Here is a 22250-nt window from a genome sequence, read left to right on the forward strand (position 1 = left end):
TTATTTTAAATTTATTCCTTGTAAATATTTTTTTTGTTTCAGTCTTTTAGATCTCAAAACAGGGGCTAATAATATGTGAAAAACCAAAACAATAGGGGAAATAATCCATATTGCTGCCATCAAATATACCTTAAAGAATTTTATCAGCAATGGTCGCTTCTCTTTTTTCTTGATAATCAGATTGGACCAAACGGTGAAGATTTTATTTCCTACTTTTTCCACTCTGACTAAAAAAGGTCGGATTTCTACTGCCCCGTTTTTCACAAGTTCTGGTTGTAAATTGTCATAATGGTTATTATCAAAGTGCTTTTTAATAATCATACCATATTTTCCGGCTCCGGCAATTTCTTCATCTGAAATTCCGGCTGCAGGTAATATACCTGATTTTTCTTTCTTTCCAGTAGTTAACCAACGCAAAATAGTCAATACACTGGTGTAGTTATCATGTCTGTCTACCAATGCAATGTTTCCAACGAGCTTTGCATTTAAATTCTTTAAATAAACTTTAAGCTTTTCCTGAGAAAGCATCCACATATTTCGGGTTCCCGAAACAGTAACTACCGGAGTATCTCTCAAAATGTCTTCCGCATAACCACTTTTTAAGAAAGAGATAATGGGAATAGAAGGCGTCAAATACCAAACCTGATATCCGAAAATGATAAGATCGAATTTTTTATTCAGTACCTCTTCTGGTGGAGGAAGTATTTCACTCGGGATTTGTAGATAAGACTCAGGGAATGTATTGAAGAATACGTCACCAGGCCAAGGAAAAGGAAAGTCCTCCTTAAGCTTAATGCTGTAATAAGTAACGTTATATTCGTCCTTTTTATCCTCAAAAGGCTGGGCGATATTCTTTACAATATCTTCTAATTGGCCCGTTTGTGTATAGTACAAGACAAGTATGTTCTTCTGCATGGAAATTTTTATTGATTACAAAAATATACTTTTATAATTTATCAGTTATCTCTTATATATTTTAATTGATTCCGAACTAAAATGTGAATGGTATTCACTGTTTTGAAACAATATGTTTTTAATATTGAAAAAAATGATGATTTCAGGAAGTTGCTGGATAGCACCTAAATCATAATTTTCATTGGAAACTAAAAGTATACCAACCTTTTTATTAATCTCCGAAATATCGGATATATAGTTTATTTTTCTTCTTTTTACAAGGTAATTATGTTCTGCAACTTCTCTTTTTTCAATGTCAGGGATCAAGCTGAATATTCTCCGGCTGGCTTCCTGAAGGGTTAGCAGGATATCAGTTTGACCATAGTCATTTGAGATATGAAGAATAGTAGAGTCTTTGGGAATGTGCCTATTCAGCTCAAAATATGCTGATTTATTGATTTTAAAATCTTCTTTGACTTGTTGTACGACTTCAGTTTCCTTGTATAGAAAACTTAGGAAAAGCTTCTTTTTAAAATAATTTTCATCTTCTATTTCGTTTCTCAGTTTTGAAAACTCTTCTCTAAAATATGCGTTGATCTTCTTGGTTCTTTCCGAATAGGTTTTCCCAAATTTTAAATCATCCTTATCGATCCTATCTCCGATTTTTACGGTAATGCTCCCATCATAAATAATGAAATCTCCTTTTGGTAATACTTCAGAGTTTCCATGGATATAAACCGGAACCACATCCAATCCAAATTCTTCGGCAATATAAAAGGCTCCTTTGTGAAATCTTTTGATATCATTCGTGTAAGAGCGTTCTGCCTCAGGGAACACCATTAAGGAGTATCCTTCATTTATTTTTTCTCTCAATTGCTCCATCCCGTTTTCGATGCCCTGTGAAACCGGAAAGAATCCTAAAGCCCTAACCAATTTTCCAAACACAGGAGACTCGTATACCCAGTCGTTTACTAAGTATACAATTTTATGGGTAACCATTGCAAGGACCAATGTATCAAGAAATGAAGTATGGTTCGCAATAATTACAGCAGGTTTGCTGAAATCTTCATGAGGATTTCTGATGACTTTTTTCTTTACGAACGGGTTACAATATAAAACCGACTTTAAGAATAGAGCAATGAACTTTTTAATAGTACTCAGAGTCTTTCCCTTAGCTTTCCTTACAAAGAAATGTCCGAAAAAAGAAAAGAAAATTCCTCCTAACCCGTAATAGAGAAATAATAAAATCGAATGGATAAATAATCTAAACGTAATGGGAGAAAGTCCTTTTTTGGCTCTGTTGATAATTAAAAGCCTAAACCAGAAAGGGTATAATGTTGAGGTGATGATAATGACCGAAAACATTCCTATTAGCGCAACCAATGCTAATGAATGTAAAGCCGGGTGCTTTGCAAAAATCAATGAACCAATTGATAAAATGGTTGTGAACACCGCTAAAATAATTGAAATCCTGTAAGTAGGAAGTTCATTTTTCCCCGTTGTGTGTTCCTTTTGCATAGCCTTCGTAAGGAATATGCTGAAATCATCTCCGACTCCAAAAATTAAAGTACAAACTACAGTACTGAAAATATTAAGTTCCAATCCCAGAAAATATAAGATTCCGGCGGTCACAATTCCGGTTAATACAATGGGAAACATCGTAAGAACAGTCAGCTCAAAGTTTCTGAAAAAAACAATAATGGTAAGAATGATGGCCAATAATGAATAATTGATCAGGGTATTAAAGTCCCTTTTTAATAAACCTAAAAAGGTCTCATTCATTTGCTGGCGATCAATGGCTAAAGCATCATGTTTCTTTTCAATATCTTTTATAAAAACATCTCTTTTGTTTTCATCTACTTTAACGATGTTGGAAACCGTGTAAAATCCTTTTTCATTGCTCAGAAATTCGGAAACCTGTAGTGCTTTTACTTTCTCGAAATCCTGTAAACTGCGTGTTGAGTATTCCTTATTTAAAAGATCGCTGAACTGAGCAAAAGCTGTACTGTTGAATCCAAACTTATTCCCATTACTGATAAGCTCAGCTACAGTCTGGGTTTTCTTGTTATGATCCCAAAACTTCTTCCAGTTTTCAATTTTCTTTTGCTGATCCTGTTTGGAGAGTACAATATTCCCGATAGAATTATAGCTTAAAATTTTCCCCTCTTTTTTTTCTTTTTCCAAAAATTGGTTCAATTGTGTATTTCTGGTTAATGCTTCTTCTTCAGAATCACCATATGAAATAGTATATATTGATTTTGAGGTGATATCAGAGAGCTTCTGTAGCTTGGCTTCACTTATTTTTAGATCCTTAGGAATGTAGTTTAGATCCCCAATGTCTTCATTGAAGCCTACATGTCTAAATCCAAATAAGCACGCAATAATGACTAAAGAACATGCAATGATTAAAGGCTTATTTTTTTCATAGGGATAAAAACCAATTTTATCAATAAAGTTGACGCTTGCTTTTCCAGTGTTCTCTTTGGGATGATAAAGTTGTGGAACGATAATCAATGCTGAAATAGAAGACAGCATTACAGTGATAGAAGCAAATAATCCCAGATCTTTCAACGCTTCTGATCTCACAAAAATGAGGCAGAGAAATGAAACAGCAGTCGTAGCACTACTTAAGATGATAGGTTGTGTGATCTCCTTATAAAGCTCTTCAATATTATTGTTGTGTTTGTAATGAGTAAGAATATGTAAGGCATAATCTATGGTGATCCCAATTAATATAGCTCCTACACTCAGGGAGATTGCTGAGATTTTATCCTTAATAAAATATAATATGAGCAAAGCGAGTAAAACTGAAAATACGGTGGGAAGGAAAACAATAATGGGTGTAAAGAAATTTCTGAAATAATAAATAAGCAAGATCAGAAGTACAGTCATTGATATCACTACTGTATTCTGAATATCTTTTTTTATCTGTTCAGCATTAGCAACTGCAATTACGGGAGATCCAAAATAGCTTATTTCGGTTTTCCCTTTAAACTGCTTATTGACATCCCCTTTTATTTTATTGAGCTGGTCAATGAAAAATTCATTGTTTTTAGTATCGTTACTTTTATTTTTTGGATCGATGAATAGCAAGAGATTTTTACCATCCTTAGTAACGATATAATTATCTTCGAGTTTAAAGTCTTTGCTGATGTTAAGCGCATTGAGTTTTTTAATGCCTAAAAAAGTAATGCCAAGCGGGTCTTTTTTTATGAATTCTTTTGTTACAAGACTCGTCGGAGAAACCAATGAGACATAATTGTTTTCTACCTGTTTTGCGATGCTGTCTTTCTGAAGTTTTCTATTGATCTCTTTATAGTCATTCTCATCTAAAAACAGAGGAAGGTTCTGATTCACAAAATCAAATGTTTCAGAAATTTCACTATCATTTACTTTTCCCTGGATGGCTCCGATATATTTTTCTAACGGAGATATTTTGTCTAAAAAAGTATTGGCAGTTTCAGATAATTGGAAACTATCTTCAGAAGATTTATTCTCTATAATAACAATGATCTTATCCGAAAAGTTGAGTTGTTTAAGAACTTTTGCCGTAAGATCAGATTTTTCACTTTTAGGAATAATTTGATTAATGTCTTCCTCGAAATTTATTTTTGATGCAAAAAATAGGCACACAACTGCAACTCCTATTGTAAATAATACAGAAAGAAGTCTGTTTTTAGAAATTAAATAATATAGAAATATGAAAAAACGATGCATCGTGTTAAAAATCAAGTTTGCAAATTTAATTTTTTAAGAATTAGTTCAAAACTTTTACTGCTTAAGTTTTGGGCGAAAATTAATAAAATGTTTAGGTAAAATAAAAAAAACTTATACTTTTGCAAATGTTCCCTACTGATAATATATTTTAAAACAAAGTTGTTCCGAATAAAAAGCTGTTTTGATATGTTGAAAATATTTGATGAAAAAATAAACGGATTTTTATTTACAATAATACTTCCGCTTTTGCTATTCTCGATGTCCTATTACGGATTCGAGTCTTCCTATACAAGGCTGAAGACTGCAGAAAGACCACCCGATTATCTGTTCTCATCTGTGTACGCTTACAGGGTAATCCCAAACTACCTAAGTGTGTACCTTACAGATGTTATGGCTTATATCATAGATAACTACTTATCTTTTTTTCAAAAATTTCTTCATAAAAATGGGACTGCATTTTATCATGGTCTTTTTTTAATGAATAGTTTTTTCTTTGTGCTCTCTTCTATAGTTTTTGATAAACTCTTACGAATTAACCCGGTTGAAATTCTTTTAAATAAGAATGTAAGAAGACTCATTCATTTGGTAGCCATATTCTTTATTGTGATTACACAGTATGCTCCCACCAATTGCGATATGATGGCGCTTTTTTGTTATCTTACCGGTATATTTTTAACATTGAAATATCTTCAAACAAATACATCGTCTTATTTCTATATTTTAGTTGCCCTTATTTTTGTTTCAACATTTGTAAGAGAAACAGCTTGTCTGAATATTGCCTTTTTTGCAGCTCTTTTCTTGAACATCGATGAACTGAAAAGAAGAAACTATAAATTTATCTGGAAAACTATTCCTCTCGTAATAGCGTTTTTGGTTGCTTATTTGGGATTGAGGTTGATGGTTGTTCAGAAGACAACTTTCGTTGAAGGGTTTTATATTAACAGAAACTTTGAAAGCCCATTCAATCTGGCAGGGCTCTTATTTGGTAGCATTGTTTTATATTTTGTATATCTGCTTTGTGTATCAGTTGAGAATAGAATTATTTTTAAAAAATATCTGTTTTTCTCTTTGCCTTATCTTATTATGATTACAATGGTAGGGCTTTATTGGGAAGTTAGGCTCTTTTTACCGCTCATTCTTACGGGAATTGTTGTTGCTTTTTATCACTTTAAAAATTCCCTGAAGCTGGCATGAGTTTATTACATCCATATTACATCGTTGCCCTTATCTACATGCTTATTTTTAGTATTCAGGAGGTTTTTGGAAATAAGGTCGAAAAGAAATGGTTTTGGTTTTTAGGTATTTATCTTATCATAATTGCAGGACTTCGTGACAGTGTAGGGCCCGATTACGGTAGTTATAAAGGTATTTATATATACTCTGATACTAAAGATTATTGGAGTATTTTCATGAAAGCTTTGCATATTGAAGGTTCAGAAAATGTAGATATAGAATGGTTGTATGCATTGATCAATAAGATTTTGCTTAATGTTTTTAACGCTCCGTTTTACGTGCTTACCTTAGTGATCGCTATTTTTGCTATATTTTTTAAAATAAAATATACTGAGGATAATACCTTTTACCCCTTTACTTTTACGCTTTTTATGTTTATTCCCAATTTTTTTATTGGAGAGAGTGGGCAGATCAGACAGAATCTAGGGACTTTTATTATTTATTTTGCCATCAGATATATTAAAGAAAGGAAACTCTGGCATTATCTTCTTTTTGTTTTCATAGGTTCAGGTATTCATAATGTTTGTTATTTATTTCTGCCTATGTATTGGCTGGTTCGCGTACCGTTAAATAAAACGATGATGTTGGTACTGATAATAGGTTCTATATTTTTATCCCCATTTGAAGTCTATCGGGTTTTTGGTGATTTCTTAAGTAATATCAGCTCAGATAGTATGCTTGTGGAAGGATTTAATGGATATGTAGATGAGACAGCACAAAGATTGAATGGAGGTTTTGGAATTCCTGAAGCGTTGATGGCAATTCTTACTTTCTTTTTATTTGCTTTTGATACGCCTATGAAAGAGAAATTTCCTTATTACGAGTATCATCGAAACTATGCAGTTGTGGGGATTTGTCTTTATTTTATTTTTAGAAATAATCCGATATTCTCATCAAGATTGGCGGGAGCCTTTATTGGTTTTGCCTTTGTATTGATTCCAAATGCGATGTACGTAGTTTCTTATAATACAAAAAGGTTGATTTATTCTTTTATCATTGCATTAACGATTTTCAATTTTGTCGTATTCTCAAGTTTCAGAAATATTATTGGAGGAAGGTTCACGATTGATCTTTATAAAAATCATATTTTACCTTAAATAATTTAACCATATTTATAAAAAGACGAAACTAAATGTTTCGTCTTTTTTTGCCATTATTCCTTTAAATTCCAGGCCTCATTGCGTTGTGGGGCATGGTGCAAATATGTTGCTTACAAAAAATTAATGTGGAGTATTTAAAATTACACGTGATAAAAGTGTAGTTTTGTGCTGCTTGATTTTCAAAATGGATTTTTTATAAATAATGATTTAATGTCGTGTTATTTGTATGATAATTAACTTATTAAATAGATATTTATAATATAAATCATTGTTTGTTGATGAAGGCTTAAATTTTGTACGGGTGTTTATACACCAAACCTAAGGACATGAAAAACAGAATATTAAAAAACCTAATGGCAATTTCTTGCCTAGTATCGATCAATGTCTATTCCAGTAATAGCCCCGGATCCGGAAAGAATGACCTAAGGCCCATTGGTCAGTATGCAAAAGAAAGAGACTCTTTAATTAAGATGCCTCAGCGGTGGGATCAGGAAATAAACTCTGATAATACTCAACTTATCTCATCAGGAGATAACGAGCATAAACGATTAAGTAGCTCAATTGCATTGGACTGGACGAAAGCACCTAATAGTTATATTTTTGATCCCAGTCAGAATTATGGAGGACTTCTTGTTCCGGTTAAAAAGGCATATGCCATGTGGGTAAACGATAAATATGTCGGAAATGAAGGTGTTCCAAATGGAAAACTTACAGCTGATGTATTGTGGGAAGATGTTCCCGGACTCATTATAAGCGAAGACAATTATGCTCTGGAAATAATGGACGCAGGACAGAATGCTAAAATTAGGGTTCCTGTCAATAGATCAAAAGAAGGAAATGCTGTGATCGCATTTAGAGTAAACGGTGAAATTTTTTGGTCATGGCATATTTGGGTAACAGATGATCCTACAAAGGGATCAACATACAGGAGTTTTGAAAATCTTACCAGAGAGAGAAATGATAGTGTTGTAGAATCTATCCCTGATTCTGACTGGAAGTGGATGGATAGGGATTTAGGCTCGATTAGCGGAACCATAACCGGAACTGAATGGAATAGAAACGGAGGTCTGCTGTATCAATGGGGAAGAAAAGATCCAATACCGCCCCTGGTATATAGAGGGAATGATTTTTATGAAGTTTCAGGATCTATAGGAAGAGTAAGGCATAGAGGAGCTAAAAATTTCACAAATGCTATTAAAATTGATGATCTTAGAAAGTTTGTCCTCTTATCAAATGCTGAGGTCAAGAATAATGTTCAGCTTTCAGTAAGAAATCCTTTAAGTCTTATTTATGTAAATAAAGATGATAATTCGGGACCTGCTTACTATAATAACAATACTAATTTAATGGTAAATTGGTTCGGAAAGTCACCTAATTTTAAAGATAGTCAACTTACAGAACTTAATTTATGGTCCGATAATTCTCTTGGAAAAATAAATTCAACTTACAATACTGATGCTTCAGCACAGCCCTATAGAGATAAGTCGGCTTATGATCCTTGCCCAAATGGCTGGAGGATTCCGTCAGCATTAGTTGCGAATTTAGCTTCTACAGGCTATGTAGATGATATTAGAGTTGATTTTTCTCCTTTTGGGGTAAGAACGAATACAGGTAAGGATGTTTTTGAATCCAATGGTTATCACATTATAAAACCTACTGATGCTAATTTACCATCCTTTATGAAAGGTATAAAACTATATTCTAATATAGGTTTTGACTTATCAAATGTGGGAGGTTATAATATGGGATTATTTCCAGGAACTGGTGAAATAGAAATTGATACACAGGCTGGCCAGTATGCTGACCAACATCATACAAGTATTTGGACCGCGACTATGGCGAGACAGTTTGATTCTACACCGGCAACAACAGCAAGAGGATTATTTATGATTCCCGATAAAGCGCAGCCTGATGTACCTGATGCAAATTTTCCAAATGTGAAAGGAAGATTCCAATATGTACCCTTAGCTGTAATGAATACTTCTGGTGCTAATGGTTGCCGATGTGTAAAAGACCCTCTATATCTTGTTGACAGCTACGACTTCCCAACGGAATTTTTAAATGCTCCTGAGGAATATACGGAAGGGATTAATAATCCCAATAGTTATCAGATAATTAAAGCTGCCACAGCTTCTACCATTGAAATACCTGTGAGTAAAGCATTTTCTGTTCAGAATCAGCTTTTAAATAATCAGGATATTTTAAACCCTGCTAATTATAATAATCTAAAAGCGAATGTACTTTGGACTACCAACACCAGTTTGATTAGTAATGTTTCAATTTCCAATCCAGCTCCAGGGTCATTGGGAGATATTACCAATTCTAAGATTTTAGTAGTTGTCAATCCTAATCAAAGTGGAAATGCAGTGGTTACTTTGCATAATGGTAGTATAACTAATCCTGTATATTGGAGTTGGCATATTTGGGTTACAGATACTCCAATTAGTGCTTTTAAATATACTACAGAGCTTCCTAATGGGAATGTAACGAACTACATCAATTATGTGGAAAAAGCAGATATTGCTTTGCAAACTGAGTTTATGGATAGAAACCTGGGCGCTACGGATTCCTTTCCTCTGGTTGCTAATAACCTTACTCCTACATCTGCAGAATTAGCAAAAATAAGAGCATCTACAGGATTGCATTATCAATGGGGACGAAAAGACCCTATTCCAACTTTCCAAAATGCTGATAACAGAGCATCTTATAATGTATTTTTAGGAAGTGTTCAGGCAAATGGTTCCGTTAATTATACAACACTTACAGCAGCCACCTATAACAATACATCAGGAAGCTATATCGTACCTTATAATAATTATGCTGCCAATGCGAATCTACAGGATGTAGATAAATTGTCAGATAAAATTTCAAAAATACTGTCCTATTCTGTACGGAATCCTTTAGTATATATGGTTCCGAGCACTTTTGCTTCTTACAATAGCAGTGTACCTAATTATACAAATGGGACTGACTGGCTGTCAACTGAACCTAATTTAGCACCAGACAGATGGGGTAGAGGGGGTGAGAAATCGCCCTTTGATCCATGTCCGGCTGGTTGGAGAATTCCAGACGTATCAGGCGTCGCAATTGTATCAGGTAAGGATTTTGGAATGACGCCCTGGTATAAAAAAGATAAGAATGTAGCCACTGTCTATAGCATAGCTAATGATTATTTGGGAGTACGAGTAAGAAACCCAAGTACCACGACAACGATAGGGTATATTTTCAATAATCCAGCTTATCCTATTGGAAATTATCCGAATTCAGGATCAAGAGGATTCAGGAGTGTTACGGGAAATCAGTCAGCTCAGGGAACTTATAATGCTCTTAATTTCCAATATCCTGGATTTTGGACAGGTGCTTTAACATCTAATTATATTGGAAGACCTGTTAATATGTTATTTGATGCTGCTTCCAGTGCGAATCGTATGATTGCTTTTCATGATAACAATGATCCTTACTTTGGGATGAGCTGTCGTTGTGTAAAAATAAAATACGATGAAAACGGAAATGAGGAAGGTGTTATTCCAAAGCTTCAGATCACCTCTTTACCAGCTACAAAAGCTGCAACAGCTTTAAACAAAAATGAAATAGCTGATATAATAAGCAAAGAGAAAATATCGGTGTTTCCTAATCCTGTAAAAAACGAGCTTCATATCAAAGCTCCTAACAATAACGAAGGTTATTATTACCAGATATATGATATGTCTGGGAAATTGGTGAAATCAGGAAAATTTGAAAATGGACAGATAGATCTTTCCGCACTATCTTCAGGAGGATATTTGATCAGAATTAATAATTCAAAGAGTATCATTAAAATTATTAAAGAATAATTTTTTAAATAAATTTATAAAGGCTGTTTCTAAATTGAGACAGCCTTTTTTCTGTTATTTACCGATCTTATTATTATAGGTGAAAAATTCTATTAAAGCATGTTAAAGTGAAATAATTTAAGGCTAAATCACTTATTTGAAAAGTATAAGGGCTATAAAATCACCTTTAATAAATTTAAATTAAACAGCTATAGCAAAACCTATGTAATAAAAAAGCTTTACTTTTGCAAAAATTTTAGAATGTCGAAAAATTTAGTAATCGTAGAGTCCCCGGCCAAAGCAAAAACTATTCAGAAATATTTAGGAAAGGATTTTGAGGTAAAATCCAGTTTCGGACATATCCGGGATTTGCCTAAAAAAGGAATGGGTATTGACCTCGAGACATTCAGCCCCGATTACGAAGTTTCTGCGGACAAGAAGAAATTGGTAACAGAATTAAAATCTGCTGTTAAGAAAGCTGAAATGGTGTGGCTTGCTTCCGATGAGGACCGTGAAGGAGAGGCTATTGCATGGCATTTGGCAGATGAATTGAAACTGAAACCTGAAAACAGAAAACGAATTGTTTTCCATGAAATTACAAAAAATGCCATTCTAAAAGCTATTGATAATCCAAGGGATATTGATCAAAACCTGGTAAATGCACAACAGGCAAGAAGGGTTTTAGATAGGATCGTAGGTTTTGAAATGTCTCCGGTTCTTTGGAAAAAAGTAAAACCAGGATTATCTGCGGGAAGAGTTCAATCAGTTGCTGTAAGACTAGTTGTTGAAAGAGAAAAGGAAATACGGGCGTTTAGTCCAAAGGCCAGTTTCAAACTGGATGGAATTTTCTTGAATAGTGGAGAGCAGGAAATTTCTGCAAAACTTAAAAAGGATTTTGAAAAAGAAGAAGAAGCTGAAAAGTTTCTTGAAAAAGCAAAAACTACAGAATTTAAAGTTCTGAATGTTGAGACAAAACCTGGAACCCGTTCTGCTTCTGCTCCTTTTACCACCTCTACACTACAACAAGAAGCATCTTCAAGATTAGGATATAATGTAACCAATACAATGCGTCTTGCACAAAGATTGTATGAGGAAGGTTATATTACTTATATGAGAACAGACTCGGTAAACCTTTCTCAAGAGGCAATCGAAGGTTCAAAAAAACAGATTATTTCTGAATATGGAGCAGAATATTCTGCTCCAAGAAATTATACTACAAAATCAGCATCTGCACAGGAAGCTCACGAAGCGATTCGTCCAACGGACTTTGCGGTGAAAAGTATAGGGGATGCTCAATTAAACAGACTATATCAGTTAATATACAGAAGAACGCTGGCTTCTCAGATGGCTAATGCTAAAATAGAGAAAACAGTTATTGAAATTGGAAACCCTGGTTTGCCACAACATTTTGAAGCACAGGGGGAAGTTATTATTTTTGATGGTTTCCTAAAGGCTTATGGGATTGTAAAGACAGAAGACGATGATGAAGAAAATAGCGAGAAATTACTTCCTAAAGTAAAAGTTGGGGAGATCTTAAATTACAAATCGATTATTGCGACTGAGAAATTTACCAGACCTAGCGCAAGATATACAGAAGCAGGATTGGTAAGAAAGCTTGAGGAATTGGGAATTGGACGTCCATCTACATATGCGCCTACAATCCAGACTATTCAGAATCGTGAATACGTAGATAAACGTGAGATAGAACCACAAACTCGTGAAGTCGTAAAAATGTCTTTAATAAAAGACAAGATTAAAAAAGTAGTACTTGATGAAAAGTTTGGAGGTGATAAAAATAAATTTGTTCCTACAGATATTGGTGAAGTGGTAAACGACTTCCTTACAGATAATTTTAAAGAAATCCTGGATTATGGATTTACCGCAAGAGTAGAAGAGAGTTTCGATGAGATTGCCAATGGAGATCAGAAATGGAAGGAAATGATGACGGATTTTTATTCTAAATTTCATCCAAGAATTGCTGATGTTGAAGAAAATGCAGATCGTGCCAATGGTGATAGATTATTAGGAATTGACCCGAAAACAGGTAAAAACGTTCATGCCAGAATTGGTAGATTCGGAGCAATGATTCAGATTGGGGAAACAGAAGATGAAGAGAAACCAACTTTCGCATCACTAATGGCTGGACAGAATATTGCGACCATTAGTCTTGAAGAAGCTTTGGAACTTTTCAAATTACCTTTTGATTTGAATGATTACGAAGGGCAGGCCGTTTCTGTAGGGGTTGGTAGATTTGGACCTTATGTAAAATGGGGCGAAGCGTACATCAGCATTCCGAAAGGCGAAGACCCTCTTTCTGTAGATCAAAATCGTGCAGAAGAGATTATCGGGGAAAAGAAAAAAGCTGATGCTCCTATTGCAACTTATAAAGGAGAGCCTGTAACAAAAGGAACCGGAAGATTTGGTCCTTTTATCAAATACCAGAGTATCTTTGTAAATGTTCCTAAAAAATATGATTTTGATAATCTTTCTCAAAGTGATATCAATGAACTTATTGATGCTAAATTAGAGAAGGAGGCTAATAGATATATCCAACAATGGGAAAAAGAAAAGATTTCCATTGAAAACGGAAGATGGGGACCATTTGTTAAATTTGGAAAAGCAATGTTTAAAATTCCAAAGAAAAAAGATGATACAAAATACGATGCTGAAGAGCTAAAGGAGATTTCTTTAGATGAGGTGAAAAAATGGATTACGGCTCAGGATAAAAATGCCTTTGCTGAGAAAAAGAAACCTGCAGCAAAGAAAAAACCAGCTGCTACAAAAAAGAAATAGTTTTAAACTTATCATATAAAGCCATTAACAAACAAATGTTAATGGCTTTTTTTATGACCGTTAAATGATTTAATTTTAATATTTTTGGTTCTTAAGACTTAATTAGAGAATGAATTTTGAAGATTTTATCATTTCCCCAAGGAATTTCAAAACTGAAAATTGGCAGATTGGGAATCAAATTACGAAAGAAATAAAAGAAGACAGTATTGTTTTACTTTTCGTATCAGATTACAGAGGAGCGAACGGAGATGCAGAAGTACAGGACTTTACTTCAGTAAGAAAAGAATTTTATAAACTTTCAAAATTGGATTTTGAAATTCCAATAGTAGATCTGGGAGACCTGGTTTCTGGAAAGTCGGTTCAGGATTCTCATTATATTTTACAGGAAGTTTTATCCGCTTGTCACTATAAAAGAGCTATTCCTGTAATTGTTGGAGGATCTAATGATTTTGCTTTTTCTCTATTCTCCGGATTAAATTTTCATCAGAAAAATATTAATTATACCCAGATAAGCAATGTTATTTCTCTCAAACAAGGAGAGCATATTAACGAGCATACCTTTTTGAGTAAAATACTCGGGGCTAAAAACCTTTCAATTAAAAATTATCATCATTTAGGATATCAGAAACACTTGAATGAAGTAGATTCTGTAAAACTGATCAAAGAAGTTGAGCTCGATATTATTCGGCTTGCTGAAATGATGAATTCTACAGAAAAAACGGAACCTTTCTTTAGAAAAGCAGATTTGGTTACCGTAAACTGTGATGCAATTGAAAGCTTTGGGGAGCCCTTTTCAATGAATCCTCAGGTAAATGGATTAAACCGAAGAGAGATATGTGCCTATATGAAGGAGATCGGCTTGAGCGAGAATTTGAAATCTGTTGGTATATTTAATTATAATATTTACTCAGAAAGCCAAATGAATCATCAGTTATTAGCGCAGATGATATGGTATCTTATTGAGGGGATTAATATTCAAAAGTCGCACCCGAAAGAAAGACATTATGAAGTTTTTTATGTACTAATCGATGATCATCAGCATGCCTTTAAGCGCGATACATTTAGCAACTTATGGTATTTTGGAGATGACGATAACATTGAGAATTGTATTCCATGTTCCAGAAAAGATTTCGATGAAGCAAAGAAAGGATGGTTAAATGCAAGGCTGACGAAAATTTAATATATGACAAACATTGTTCCTCCAAAAGTTTCCATCATAGTTCCGGTTTATAATGTAGAAAAATATCTGGCAAAATGTCTGGACTCTTTGGTCGATCAAACCCTTCAGGAGATAGAAATTATCATTGTCAATGATGGTAGTGTTGATCATTCTGGGCAAATTATTCAACAGTACATCCAACGCTTTCCCAATAAACTCAAAGCCTACCAAAAGGAAAATGGGGGTTTGAGTGATGCCAGAAATTTTGGTATTGATAAAGCCACCGGAGATTATCTGGGCTTTGTTGATAGCGATGATTATGTTACAGAAACAATGTTTGAGGAAATGCTAAATCTGGCTGAGAAACATCAAGCAGAGATGGTAATTTGCAACATCCAGAAAGTAGATGAACAGGGAAATGTTACTCAAAAACTCACCCAGCTTCCCAATATGCCCGAAAAGATTGATTTGGAGAAGAATTTTTCTGTTTTTTCGGATCTAAGCTATTTTGCATGCAATAAACTATTTAGAAAAGAGCTTTTTACAGATAAAAGATTTAAAAAAGGAGTTCATTTCGAGGATATTCAGTTGATTCCACAGCTTTTATTAGAGTGTAAAATAGTAGCGCAAACTCAAAGTTTTCATTATCAATATTTTGAAAGAGCTGATTCCATTAGTAAAACACATACAGAAAAAGGATTGGATATTTTGAAAGCCGTAATGGATGTGGAGACTGTCTTTGAAAACTCTCAATATTCATCCAAAAGAAGAGAGCTGAAAAATTTTCAAATTTTGGAAGGTGTTTATTCATTCTTAGCCTATCTGGCGTTTGTGAAAAAAAAGGAAACTTTTTATGAAATGGCTGATCAGCTAAAGATTTTCATTAAGAAAAGAAATATTAAAATTAAAGATATATTGTACTATAGTCGTTTTGGTAAGAATTATATTTTATATTTGCCACTGAAAAAAAAGATATTTTATCTATTGTTTTTTGCAGGGCAAAAAAGATTGATAAGAAAATTGATGTAAACACAAATGTAAGTACTACCGTTTCGATGTATTAAAAGCTCCGTAGGATATTGTTATGACGGATATGAAATAGTTCTTGCCGAACAAGATGTACTTAATAAGAAAAAAATGAAGAATTTTGAATTGTTCTTAAGCGAGATGGATATTTCTATTTTTTATGTAAAAATAGGATTCGGTTTCTTATTCTCCTTTTTAATCACATTTTTTGCCATCCCCACTATTATTAAAATATCCAGAAGAAAAAATCTGATGGATGAACCGGGGGTAAGAAGTTCCCATCTTAGGAAAATTCCAAACTTAGGAGGGATTGCTATTTTCTATTCTATTGGGATCTGTACTTCTATTTTTGCGTATGAGCTCTTTGATCTTTATAAGTTTTTATTTGCATCACTACTTATTCTTCTCTACATAGGAGTTATGGATGATATAGTGGTTATGAGGGCGTATAAAAAGCTAGTAGCACAAATAGTGGTCTCTACACTTATCGTAATAGGATCGGATATTAGAATAAGAAATCTCTTTGGGATTTTTGGAATCTACGAGCTTGAATATGTAGTAAGTGTTATATTTAGTGTCATAACCTTTATTGTTCTTATTAATGCTTTTAACCTTATTGACGGGATCGATGGTCTTGCAGGAGGTTATTCTGTAATATGCAGTGCATTATTTGGTATAAGCTATTATAGATTGGGTGAGTATAATTATCCGTTGGTCGTATTATCTGTTATTATAATTGGAGCTGTTTTAGCATTCCTGTATTATAATCTTTCAAATTACAGGACTAATAAAATATTTATGGGAGACACAGGATCAATGTTATTAGGATTTTTACTAGCATTTACGAGTATCTGTTTTATTGATATATTTATAGATAAGAAACTTCCTGGGATACCGAGGTATCACCTACAGTCTGCACCTGCAATAGCAGTAGCTATATTGATTTTGCCCATTGTGGATACTTTAAACGTAATTATGGTTAGACTTTGGAATAAAAAATCTCCATTCGATGCAGATAAAAACCATATCCACCATAAACTTTTAAAACTTGATTTCACACATAGAAGATCTGGATTTTATATAATTGTCTATTATCTGTTTATAGTAGCAGTAGCCTATTGTTTAAGACATATTAATGTAAATCTCTTATTATTGGTTATCGTAATATTAGGCTTTACAGGAGCTTATTTGCCAGATTTTATTTATAGTGTCAGAAATAATAGAAAGTAACGATTAAATTTTTATTTTTGTAAACAACATTTGATTATGATAAGAAATTTTAAATATTTATCCCTTTTATTAATCCTACCTTTTTTCATTACATCATGTATAACAAAAAAAGATGTAAGGTATATGCAGCCCAATGAAAATCTTGTGATTAATGAAGAAGGTCTTGTTCCCTATAATATTCCTGTTTACAGAATCACTAAAAATGATATATTAAATCTTAATATAGTAACTACTCCCAAAGGTGATGCTGCTCAGTTTTATTCTACACTAAATACTTCCGGAAGTACAGTAGCACCAGGTGTTAACCCTACGACTATAGGTACTTTAGGACGTGTTGGTATTGGAACTGGTGGCAGTGGTGGTGGAGGTAATACCAATTTCTATTTTAACGGACTTAAAGTAGATTCTAATGGGGATATTAATGTTTTTGGTATTGGATACATTAAAGCAGAAGGTAGAACTATAGACGATGTTACTAAGGAAATTCAGGATAAAGTAAATGAAAATTTTCAGGATGGAAAGTCTCAGGTCAGACTGAACACAGATGGGATTACTTATTATATTCTTGGAGATACTGAAGCTGTAGCTATTACAGGTGAAAAAGTAGCTCATAAAAATACCCTTACAATTATGGAAGCTTTAGCAATCAATGGAGGGCTAAACAAAAGTGTTGATAGGAAGACAGTTGTTATCCATAGGAAGTTGCCGGAAGGGATAAAAATTGCAAAAATAGATTTGACTCGTGAGGATGTGATGAATTCACCATATTACTACGTCCAAAATGGAGATGAAATCTATCTTAATACAAGAGGGAAAAGTTTGAATGGATTAGGAAAAGATCCGGTACAAACTATTACTACTGGAATTTCATTGATTACTACAGCATTGTCAGTTTATTTAATCCTAACAAGACTTTAATATCATGATTCCAGGAAAAGAAACTAACATAGAAAAGAGTAATTCTCAAAAAGATAAAATAGGATCTTTCGAATTATTTGATATTGAACATTTTTTAAGGAAAATATTAAAAAACTGGTATTGGTTTGTGCTTATGCTATTTATTGGCTATTGTATTTCCTGGATGTATGGGAAATATTATGCACAGAATATTTATGCTTCTAACTTATCATTAAGTGTTTCTAACAATACTTCAAGTTATTTTACCCCTAACCAGTCGATTAACTTTATCTGGGGACAAGGAGGAAATCAGGATGGAATTTATTTGAAGAAAATGCTTTTATCAAGATCTCATAATGAATTTCTTGTGAAAGAATTAGATCTTTTTGTTAATTATTCTACAAAAGGTTCCATAAAATCAACTTATCTAGATAAAGATGATTCACCTGTTTTTGTGCAAATTGATAAGAAGCATTTACAGCAGATTAATTATCCAATTACTTTTGTTCCTAAAGCAAATGGTACATATGAAGTGATATTACCTGAAGAGGGTGAGTCTACTTATTTGTATAACTATGAAGTAGAGGGATTTCAGAGTATTAAAAGTTATAAAAGACCAGCGAATAAAAGCATAAAGGTAGGCGAATGGTTTACTACACCTAATTTGAAGTTCAGATTACTTCAAAACCCTGGAACTCCAAGTATAAAACTCGACAATATTATAGTTAGTCTTAATTCTGTTAATCAGTCAGTTAATGAGATTGTTTCTACTATCGGGATTGAGTTTGATAAGGAAATCAACTCAATTATGATTATTACTAAAACGGGACCTAATCTAAATGGAACCGTGAACTTCTTGAATAAATCTGTAAGCGAATTGCAAAAGAAGAGAATGCTTGATAAAATGACTGTAGATAAAAATACAGAAACTTATCTTCAGGATAACCTGGCAGGAGTTAGAAAAAAACTGGATTCCAGTGCTACTGTTCTCAATTATTTAAAAACTTCAGAAAAGCTATATGATATTAAAGATAGAGATGAAAAATCTTTAACAAAAATTAAAGATCTGGAAGCGAAAAAAGCGGATTTAGTAAGCAAAGTTAATTCACTTAATATCATTAAAAATAACCTGGAGACCCAGAACTTTGATAAGATGATAAGCACTAATGCTGCAGGATTTGAAGATGGAATGTTTTCCGCTTCTGTTACTGAGCTTAAAGCATTGTATCTTAAGAGAAGAGAAATGGCAACTATCTATACGCCAAATTCTGAGCCTATGAAAGAAATCAATAGGCTGATTAGTGATGCTAAATTAAGTTCTTCTAATTCATTGGGTAATTATTACAACGGATTTAATACAGAAATTAATAAGATTAATCAACAGGTAGCCGAGGCAAATGCTGATCTGGATGCTTATCCGGAAAAAGAAAGGAAATATTTAGATGCAGAAAGAGGCTACAATATGATTGAAGCTACATATAATAGTTTACTTGGAAGGCAGAATGAGACTAAAATGAGAATGGCAACCAACCAATCTGATATCTCGGTAATTGACCCTGCTAAAAACGTGGGACAATCTCCAATCGGACCTAACGTAAAAGGAACTAAGATTGTGATCATAGGTGGATTGTTGCTTTTACCATTCTTATTTATCCTTATTGGAGAATTATTGGATAACAAAGTAAGAAATATTAAAGAGTTATTAAGCGCTACGAAAATTCCATTACTTGGAGTGGTAGGAAATAATAATAACGAAAATATGCTTACGGTATTAGATCAACCGAAATCTTCAGTATCCGAAGCATTTAGAGGGATAAGGGCAAATATGAGATTCCTATCAGGTGAAAATGATAAAAGCAAGGTTGTACTTATTACATCATCCATTGGAGGTGAGGGTAAAACTTATGTATCCATTAACTTAGCTTCGGTTTTAGGATTAAGTGACAAGAAAACTATATTACTTGGAATGGACCTTAGAAAACCAAAAATATTTGGTGATTTTAAAATTGATAATAAATATGGGATTTCAAATTATCTTACAGGAGAGGTTTCCATAGATCAGATTATTAATAAAACGACAATTCCTAATTTAGATGTAGCCACTTCAGGTCCAATTCCCCCAAACCCATCAGAACTATTGATGAGTAAGAAGAATATAAAATTTATAGAAGAGCTTAAAGAGATCTACGACTTTATTATCATCGATTCACCTCCTGTTGGTCTTGTTGCTGACTCTTATGAATTGATGAAATATTCTGATACTAATATTTACGTGGTTCGTCATGAATATACAGAAAAGTATATGCTGAAAATGATTACCGAAAAATATCATAATAATGAAATTGAAAACTTAGGTCTTGTTTATAATGACTATATTATAAAGCAGGGTTATGGATACGGTTATGGTTACGGATATGGTTATGGATACTTTGATGAAGATAAAAATTATAAAGAACCATTGCTTATTAGAATAAGAAATAAAATACAGACAATTTTCAATAAAAAATAAAACATTAAACCCTCATTTAATGAGGGTTTATTATATATGAAGTTTATTGATTCTATTAAAAAAAGAATATTTTCGACACTTTGTCGTTTACTTTATAACAAATTATGTTTTTTTGTTTGTTTTTAACTAAACATTAAGAATATCATTAATATAAAAATGTTTTATATTTGCAAAAATTAAATTTTAAAATAACCATAAATCCATATTCTTTTATGAATAAAAAATTATTATTTAGCTTCCTTGCCGCCCTTGGAACATTGGTGAGTGTGAAAGCACAAAGAAACGAATTGGGAGTTCGTCTAGGTATGAGTAACCTAGTGGGTGATATAGGAAATACAAGTTATATTTTACAAAAGCCGTTGGATTTAAGCAGAGCATCAGATTGGGGGGTTCCGTTTTATGGTGGTATACTTTATAGATTTAATTTTAACCCATACCAAACTGTTAGATTAGACTTAGGATATAACCAAATCCAGTTTAGTGATAAAGCAGCGAAAGAAGATTATAGAAGAAATAGGAATTCATTTGGTAAGAATAATGTGTATGAAGCGAGTTTAATGTTTGAATATAATTTCTTTCCGGTAAATAATGAGCAGATAAGTATGCTAAGTCCATATATATTTGGAGGGATTGGAGGTTTGATGTTTGATGCTCCTAAAGCTACATTAGTAAATGACTTTAGAAGAGATGCAGATGGAGTAGCACAGGCTCCGATTAATGAAATGGACTTTACTACAAGAGCGGAATATTCGCTTGGTAAAAAAGTAACAATGCATATCCCTTTCGGAGTTGGATTGAAATATAAGTTTAATCATAGCTGGGCAATATTTGCAGAAGCTACATTTAGATATACATTAACAGATCAATTGGATCATAGCAAAATATTAAGTAAAGATGTAGTATCTACCTATAATGGAGATATATTGAGTCCTGCAACTGGTGGGTCTCTGCTACAAACAGGAGATTATTATGCTGTTTCTAAAGAGAGAGAAGCTGCATTTGTTAATGAAAGAAATGTTGGGGATGCAAAATCTAAAGACTGGATGAATACCTTTAGTTTAGGTCTTACATTCTCTTTTGGAAGACCTCCATGTTATTGTGAGTAATTAGTATGTCGTTGATTAAAGATAAAATAAATTTAGAGAATTTACCAAAGCATGTTGCTATCATTATGGATGGTAACGGAAGATGGGCTAAATCTCGTGGCGAAGAAAGAACTTTTGGTCACAAAAATGCCATAAATGCAGTAAGAAATGCTATTAATGCCTGTAATGAGATTGATATCCCATACTTAACATTATATACATTTTCTTCCGAAAACTGGAATAGGCCTAGTAACGAAGTCAATACTTTGATGAATTTACTTACTGAAACATTACTGCTGGAAGCAGAAGAGATTTTTAGTAAAGGTCTTAGAATGCATGTTATTGGAAATTTAGAAAAACTACCACCTCTTGTGAGAGAACAATTATTACGAGTGGTAGAATTAACAAAAGAAAACACAAAAGGGAATTTAGTATTAGCCATAAGTTATGGCTCTCAAAATGAGATACTGAATGCCGTAAAAAATATAAGTTCTGACGTAAAGGAAGGAAAGGTAGATGTAGAGAATATTGATGAAAAACTATTCGAAAATTATCTTTATACAAAGGATTTTCCACCTGTAGACTTGCTTATAAGAACAAGTGGCGAAACCAGAATTAGCAATTTTCTCCTCTGGCAAATCGCCTATGCAGAACTACAGTTTTTAAATGTTCTGTGGCCAGACTTCACTAAGGATATTTTCTTTCAATGTATAGTAGACTATCAAAACAAAGAAAGAAGATACGGCCTAACAGGTGAACAAATAAAAATCCAGTAAAATTTTAAGAAAAGAAAGA

Annotated in this window: 13 protein-coding genes; 11 read left to right on the forward strand and 2 right to left on the reverse strand. The window is 33.2% G+C overall.

Annotated features, from left to right (window positions below; translation table 11 throughout):
• Together JHL15_RS04900 and JHL15_RS04905 are read right to left on the reverse strand one after the other, a co-directional pair.
• Positions 1-915: a dialkylrecorsinol condensing enzyme DarA gene (locus JHL15_RS04900; protein WP_200243639.1), complete on the reverse strand. Its 915-nt coding sequence runs from the start codon at positions 913-915 to the stop codon at positions 1-3.
• A gap of 45 nt (positions 916-960) precedes the next feature.
• On the reverse strand, positions 961-4626 hold the full coding sequence (locus JHL15_RS04905; protein ID WP_234047680.1) for an MMPL family transporter: 3666 nt from the start codon (positions 4624-4626) through the stop codon (positions 961-963).
• Positions 4627-4797: 171 nt separating this feature from the next.
• On the opposite strand from JHL15_RS04905, the gene JHL15_RS04910 reads away from it, so the two are divergent.
• The 11 genes from JHL15_RS04910 (at position 4798) to uppS (ending at position 22231) form a co-directional block, all read left to right on the forward strand.
• Positions 4798-5805 carry a hypothetical protein gene (locus JHL15_RS04910; RefSeq protein WP_200243640.1) on the forward strand — a complete coding sequence of 336 codons (1008 nt, stop codon included), beginning with the start codon at positions 4798-4800 and terminating at the stop codon, positions 5803-5805.
• Complete coding sequence (locus JHL15_RS04915; RefSeq protein ID WP_234047681.1) at positions 5802-6941, forward strand: EpsG family protein; 1140 nt, start codon at positions 5802-5804, stop codon at positions 6939-6941. The genes JHL15_RS04910 and JHL15_RS04915 overlap by 4 nt, the downstream gene beginning before the upstream one ends.
• 329 nt (positions 6942-7270) lie before the next feature.
• Positions 7271-10777, forward strand: a complete 3507-nt coding sequence (locus tag JHL15_RS04920; protein WP_200243647.1) for a T9SS type A sorting domain-containing protein — start codon at positions 7271-7273, stop codon at positions 10775-10777.
• A 240-nt stretch (positions 10778-11017) separates the two neighbouring features.
• Positions 11018-13549, forward strand: a complete 2532-nt coding sequence (gene topA, locus JHL15_RS04925; protein WP_200243650.1) for a type I DNA topoisomerase — start codon at positions 11018-11020, stop codon at positions 13547-13549.
• A 109-nt stretch (positions 13550-13658) separates the two neighbouring features.
• Positions 13659-14729: a formimidoylglutamase gene (locus JHL15_RS04930; protein WP_200243652.1), complete on the forward strand. Its 1071-nt coding sequence runs from the start codon at positions 13659-13661 to the stop codon at positions 14727-14729.
• Between the two features lie 3 nt (positions 14730-14732).
• On the forward strand, positions 14733-15737 hold the full coding sequence (locus JHL15_RS04935; RefSeq protein ID WP_200243654.1) for a glycosyltransferase: 1005 nt from the start codon (positions 14733-14735) through the stop codon (positions 15735-15737).
• A 108-nt stretch (positions 15738-15845) separates the two neighbouring features.
• Entirely contained in the window at positions 15846-16964 is a 1119-nt protein-coding gene (locus JHL15_RS04940) for a glycosyltransferase family 4 protein (RefSeq protein ID WP_200243656.1), read from the forward strand.
• A 36-nt stretch (positions 16965-17000) separates the two neighbouring features.
• On the forward strand, positions 17001-17882 hold the full coding sequence (locus JHL15_RS04945; protein WP_200243658.1) for a polysaccharide biosynthesis/export family protein: 882 nt from the start codon (positions 17001-17003) through the stop codon (positions 17880-17882).
• Between the two features lie 4 nt (positions 17883-17886).
• On the forward strand, positions 17887-20370 hold the full coding sequence (locus JHL15_RS04950; protein ID WP_200243666.1) for an exopolysaccharide transport family protein: 2484 nt from the start codon (positions 17887-17889) through the stop codon (positions 20368-20370).
• Positions 20371-20582: 212 nt separating this feature from the next.
• Positions 20583-21476 carry a type IX secretion system protein PorG gene (gene porG / locus JHL15_RS04955; protein ID WP_200243667.1) on the forward strand — a complete coding sequence of 298 codons (894 nt, stop codon included), beginning with the start codon at positions 20583-20585 and terminating at the stop codon, positions 21474-21476.
• Positions 21477-21481: 5 nt separating this feature from the next.
• Complete coding sequence (gene uppS / locus JHL15_RS04960; RefSeq protein ID WP_200243676.1) at positions 21482-22231, forward strand: polyprenyl diphosphate synthase; 750 nt, start codon at positions 21482-21484, stop codon at positions 22229-22231.
• Positions 22232-22250 lie beyond the last annotated feature (19 nt).

Source organism: Chryseobacterium paridis, from assembly GCF_016595215.1.
Classification (GTDB): domain Bacteria; phylum Bacteroidota; class Bacteroidia; order Flavobacteriales; family Weeksellaceae; genus Chryseobacterium; species Chryseobacterium paridis.

What these genes read in the sequence shown, in the direction of transcription:
- JHL15_RS04900 (WP_200243639.1), bottom strand. Translation starts at nt 915, where the DNA reads ATGCAGAAGAACATACTTGTCTTGTACTATACACAAACGGGCCAATTA.
- JHL15_RS04910 (WP_200243640.1), top strand. Translation starts at nt 4,798, where the DNA reads ATGTTGAAAATATTTGATGAAAAAATAAACGGATTTTTATTTACAATA.
- JHL15_RS04915 (WP_234047681.1), top strand. Translation starts at nt 5,802, where the DNA reads ATGAGTTTATTACATCCATATTACATCGTTGCCCTTATCTACATGCTT.
- JHL15_RS04920 (WP_200243647.1), top strand. Translation starts at nt 7,271, where the DNA reads ATGAAAAACAGAATATTAAAAAACCTAATGGCAATTTCTTGCCTAGTA.
- topA (WP_200243650.1), top strand. Translation starts at nt 11,018, where the DNA reads ATGTCGAAAAATTTAGTAATCGTAGAGTCCCCGGCCAAAGCAAAAACT.
- JHL15_RS04930 (WP_200243652.1), top strand. Translation starts at nt 13,659, where the DNA reads ATGAATTTTGAAGATTTTATCATTTCCCCAAGGAATTTCAAAACTGAA.
- JHL15_RS04935 (WP_200243654.1), top strand. Translation starts at nt 14,733, where the DNA reads ATGACAAACATTGTTCCTCCAAAAGTTTCCATCATAGTTCCGGTTTAT.
- JHL15_RS04940 (WP_200243656.1), top strand. Translation starts at nt 15,846, where the DNA reads ATGAAGAATTTTGAATTGTTCTTAAGCGAGATGGATATTTCTATTTTT.
- JHL15_RS04945 (WP_200243658.1), top strand. Translation starts at nt 17,001, where the DNA reads ATGATAAGAAATTTTAAATATTTATCCCTTTTATTAATCCTACCTTTT.
- JHL15_RS04950 (WP_200243666.1), top strand. Translation starts at nt 17,887, where the DNA reads ATGATTCCAGGAAAAGAAACTAACATAGAAAAGAGTAATTCTCAAAAA.
- porG (WP_200243667.1), top strand. Translation starts at nt 20,583, where the DNA reads ATGAATAAAAAATTATTATTTAGCTTCCTTGCCGCCCTTGGAACATTG.
- uppS (WP_200243676.1), top strand. Translation starts at nt 21,482, where the DNA reads ATGTCGTTGATTAAAGATAAAATAAATTTAGAGAATTTACCAAAGCAT.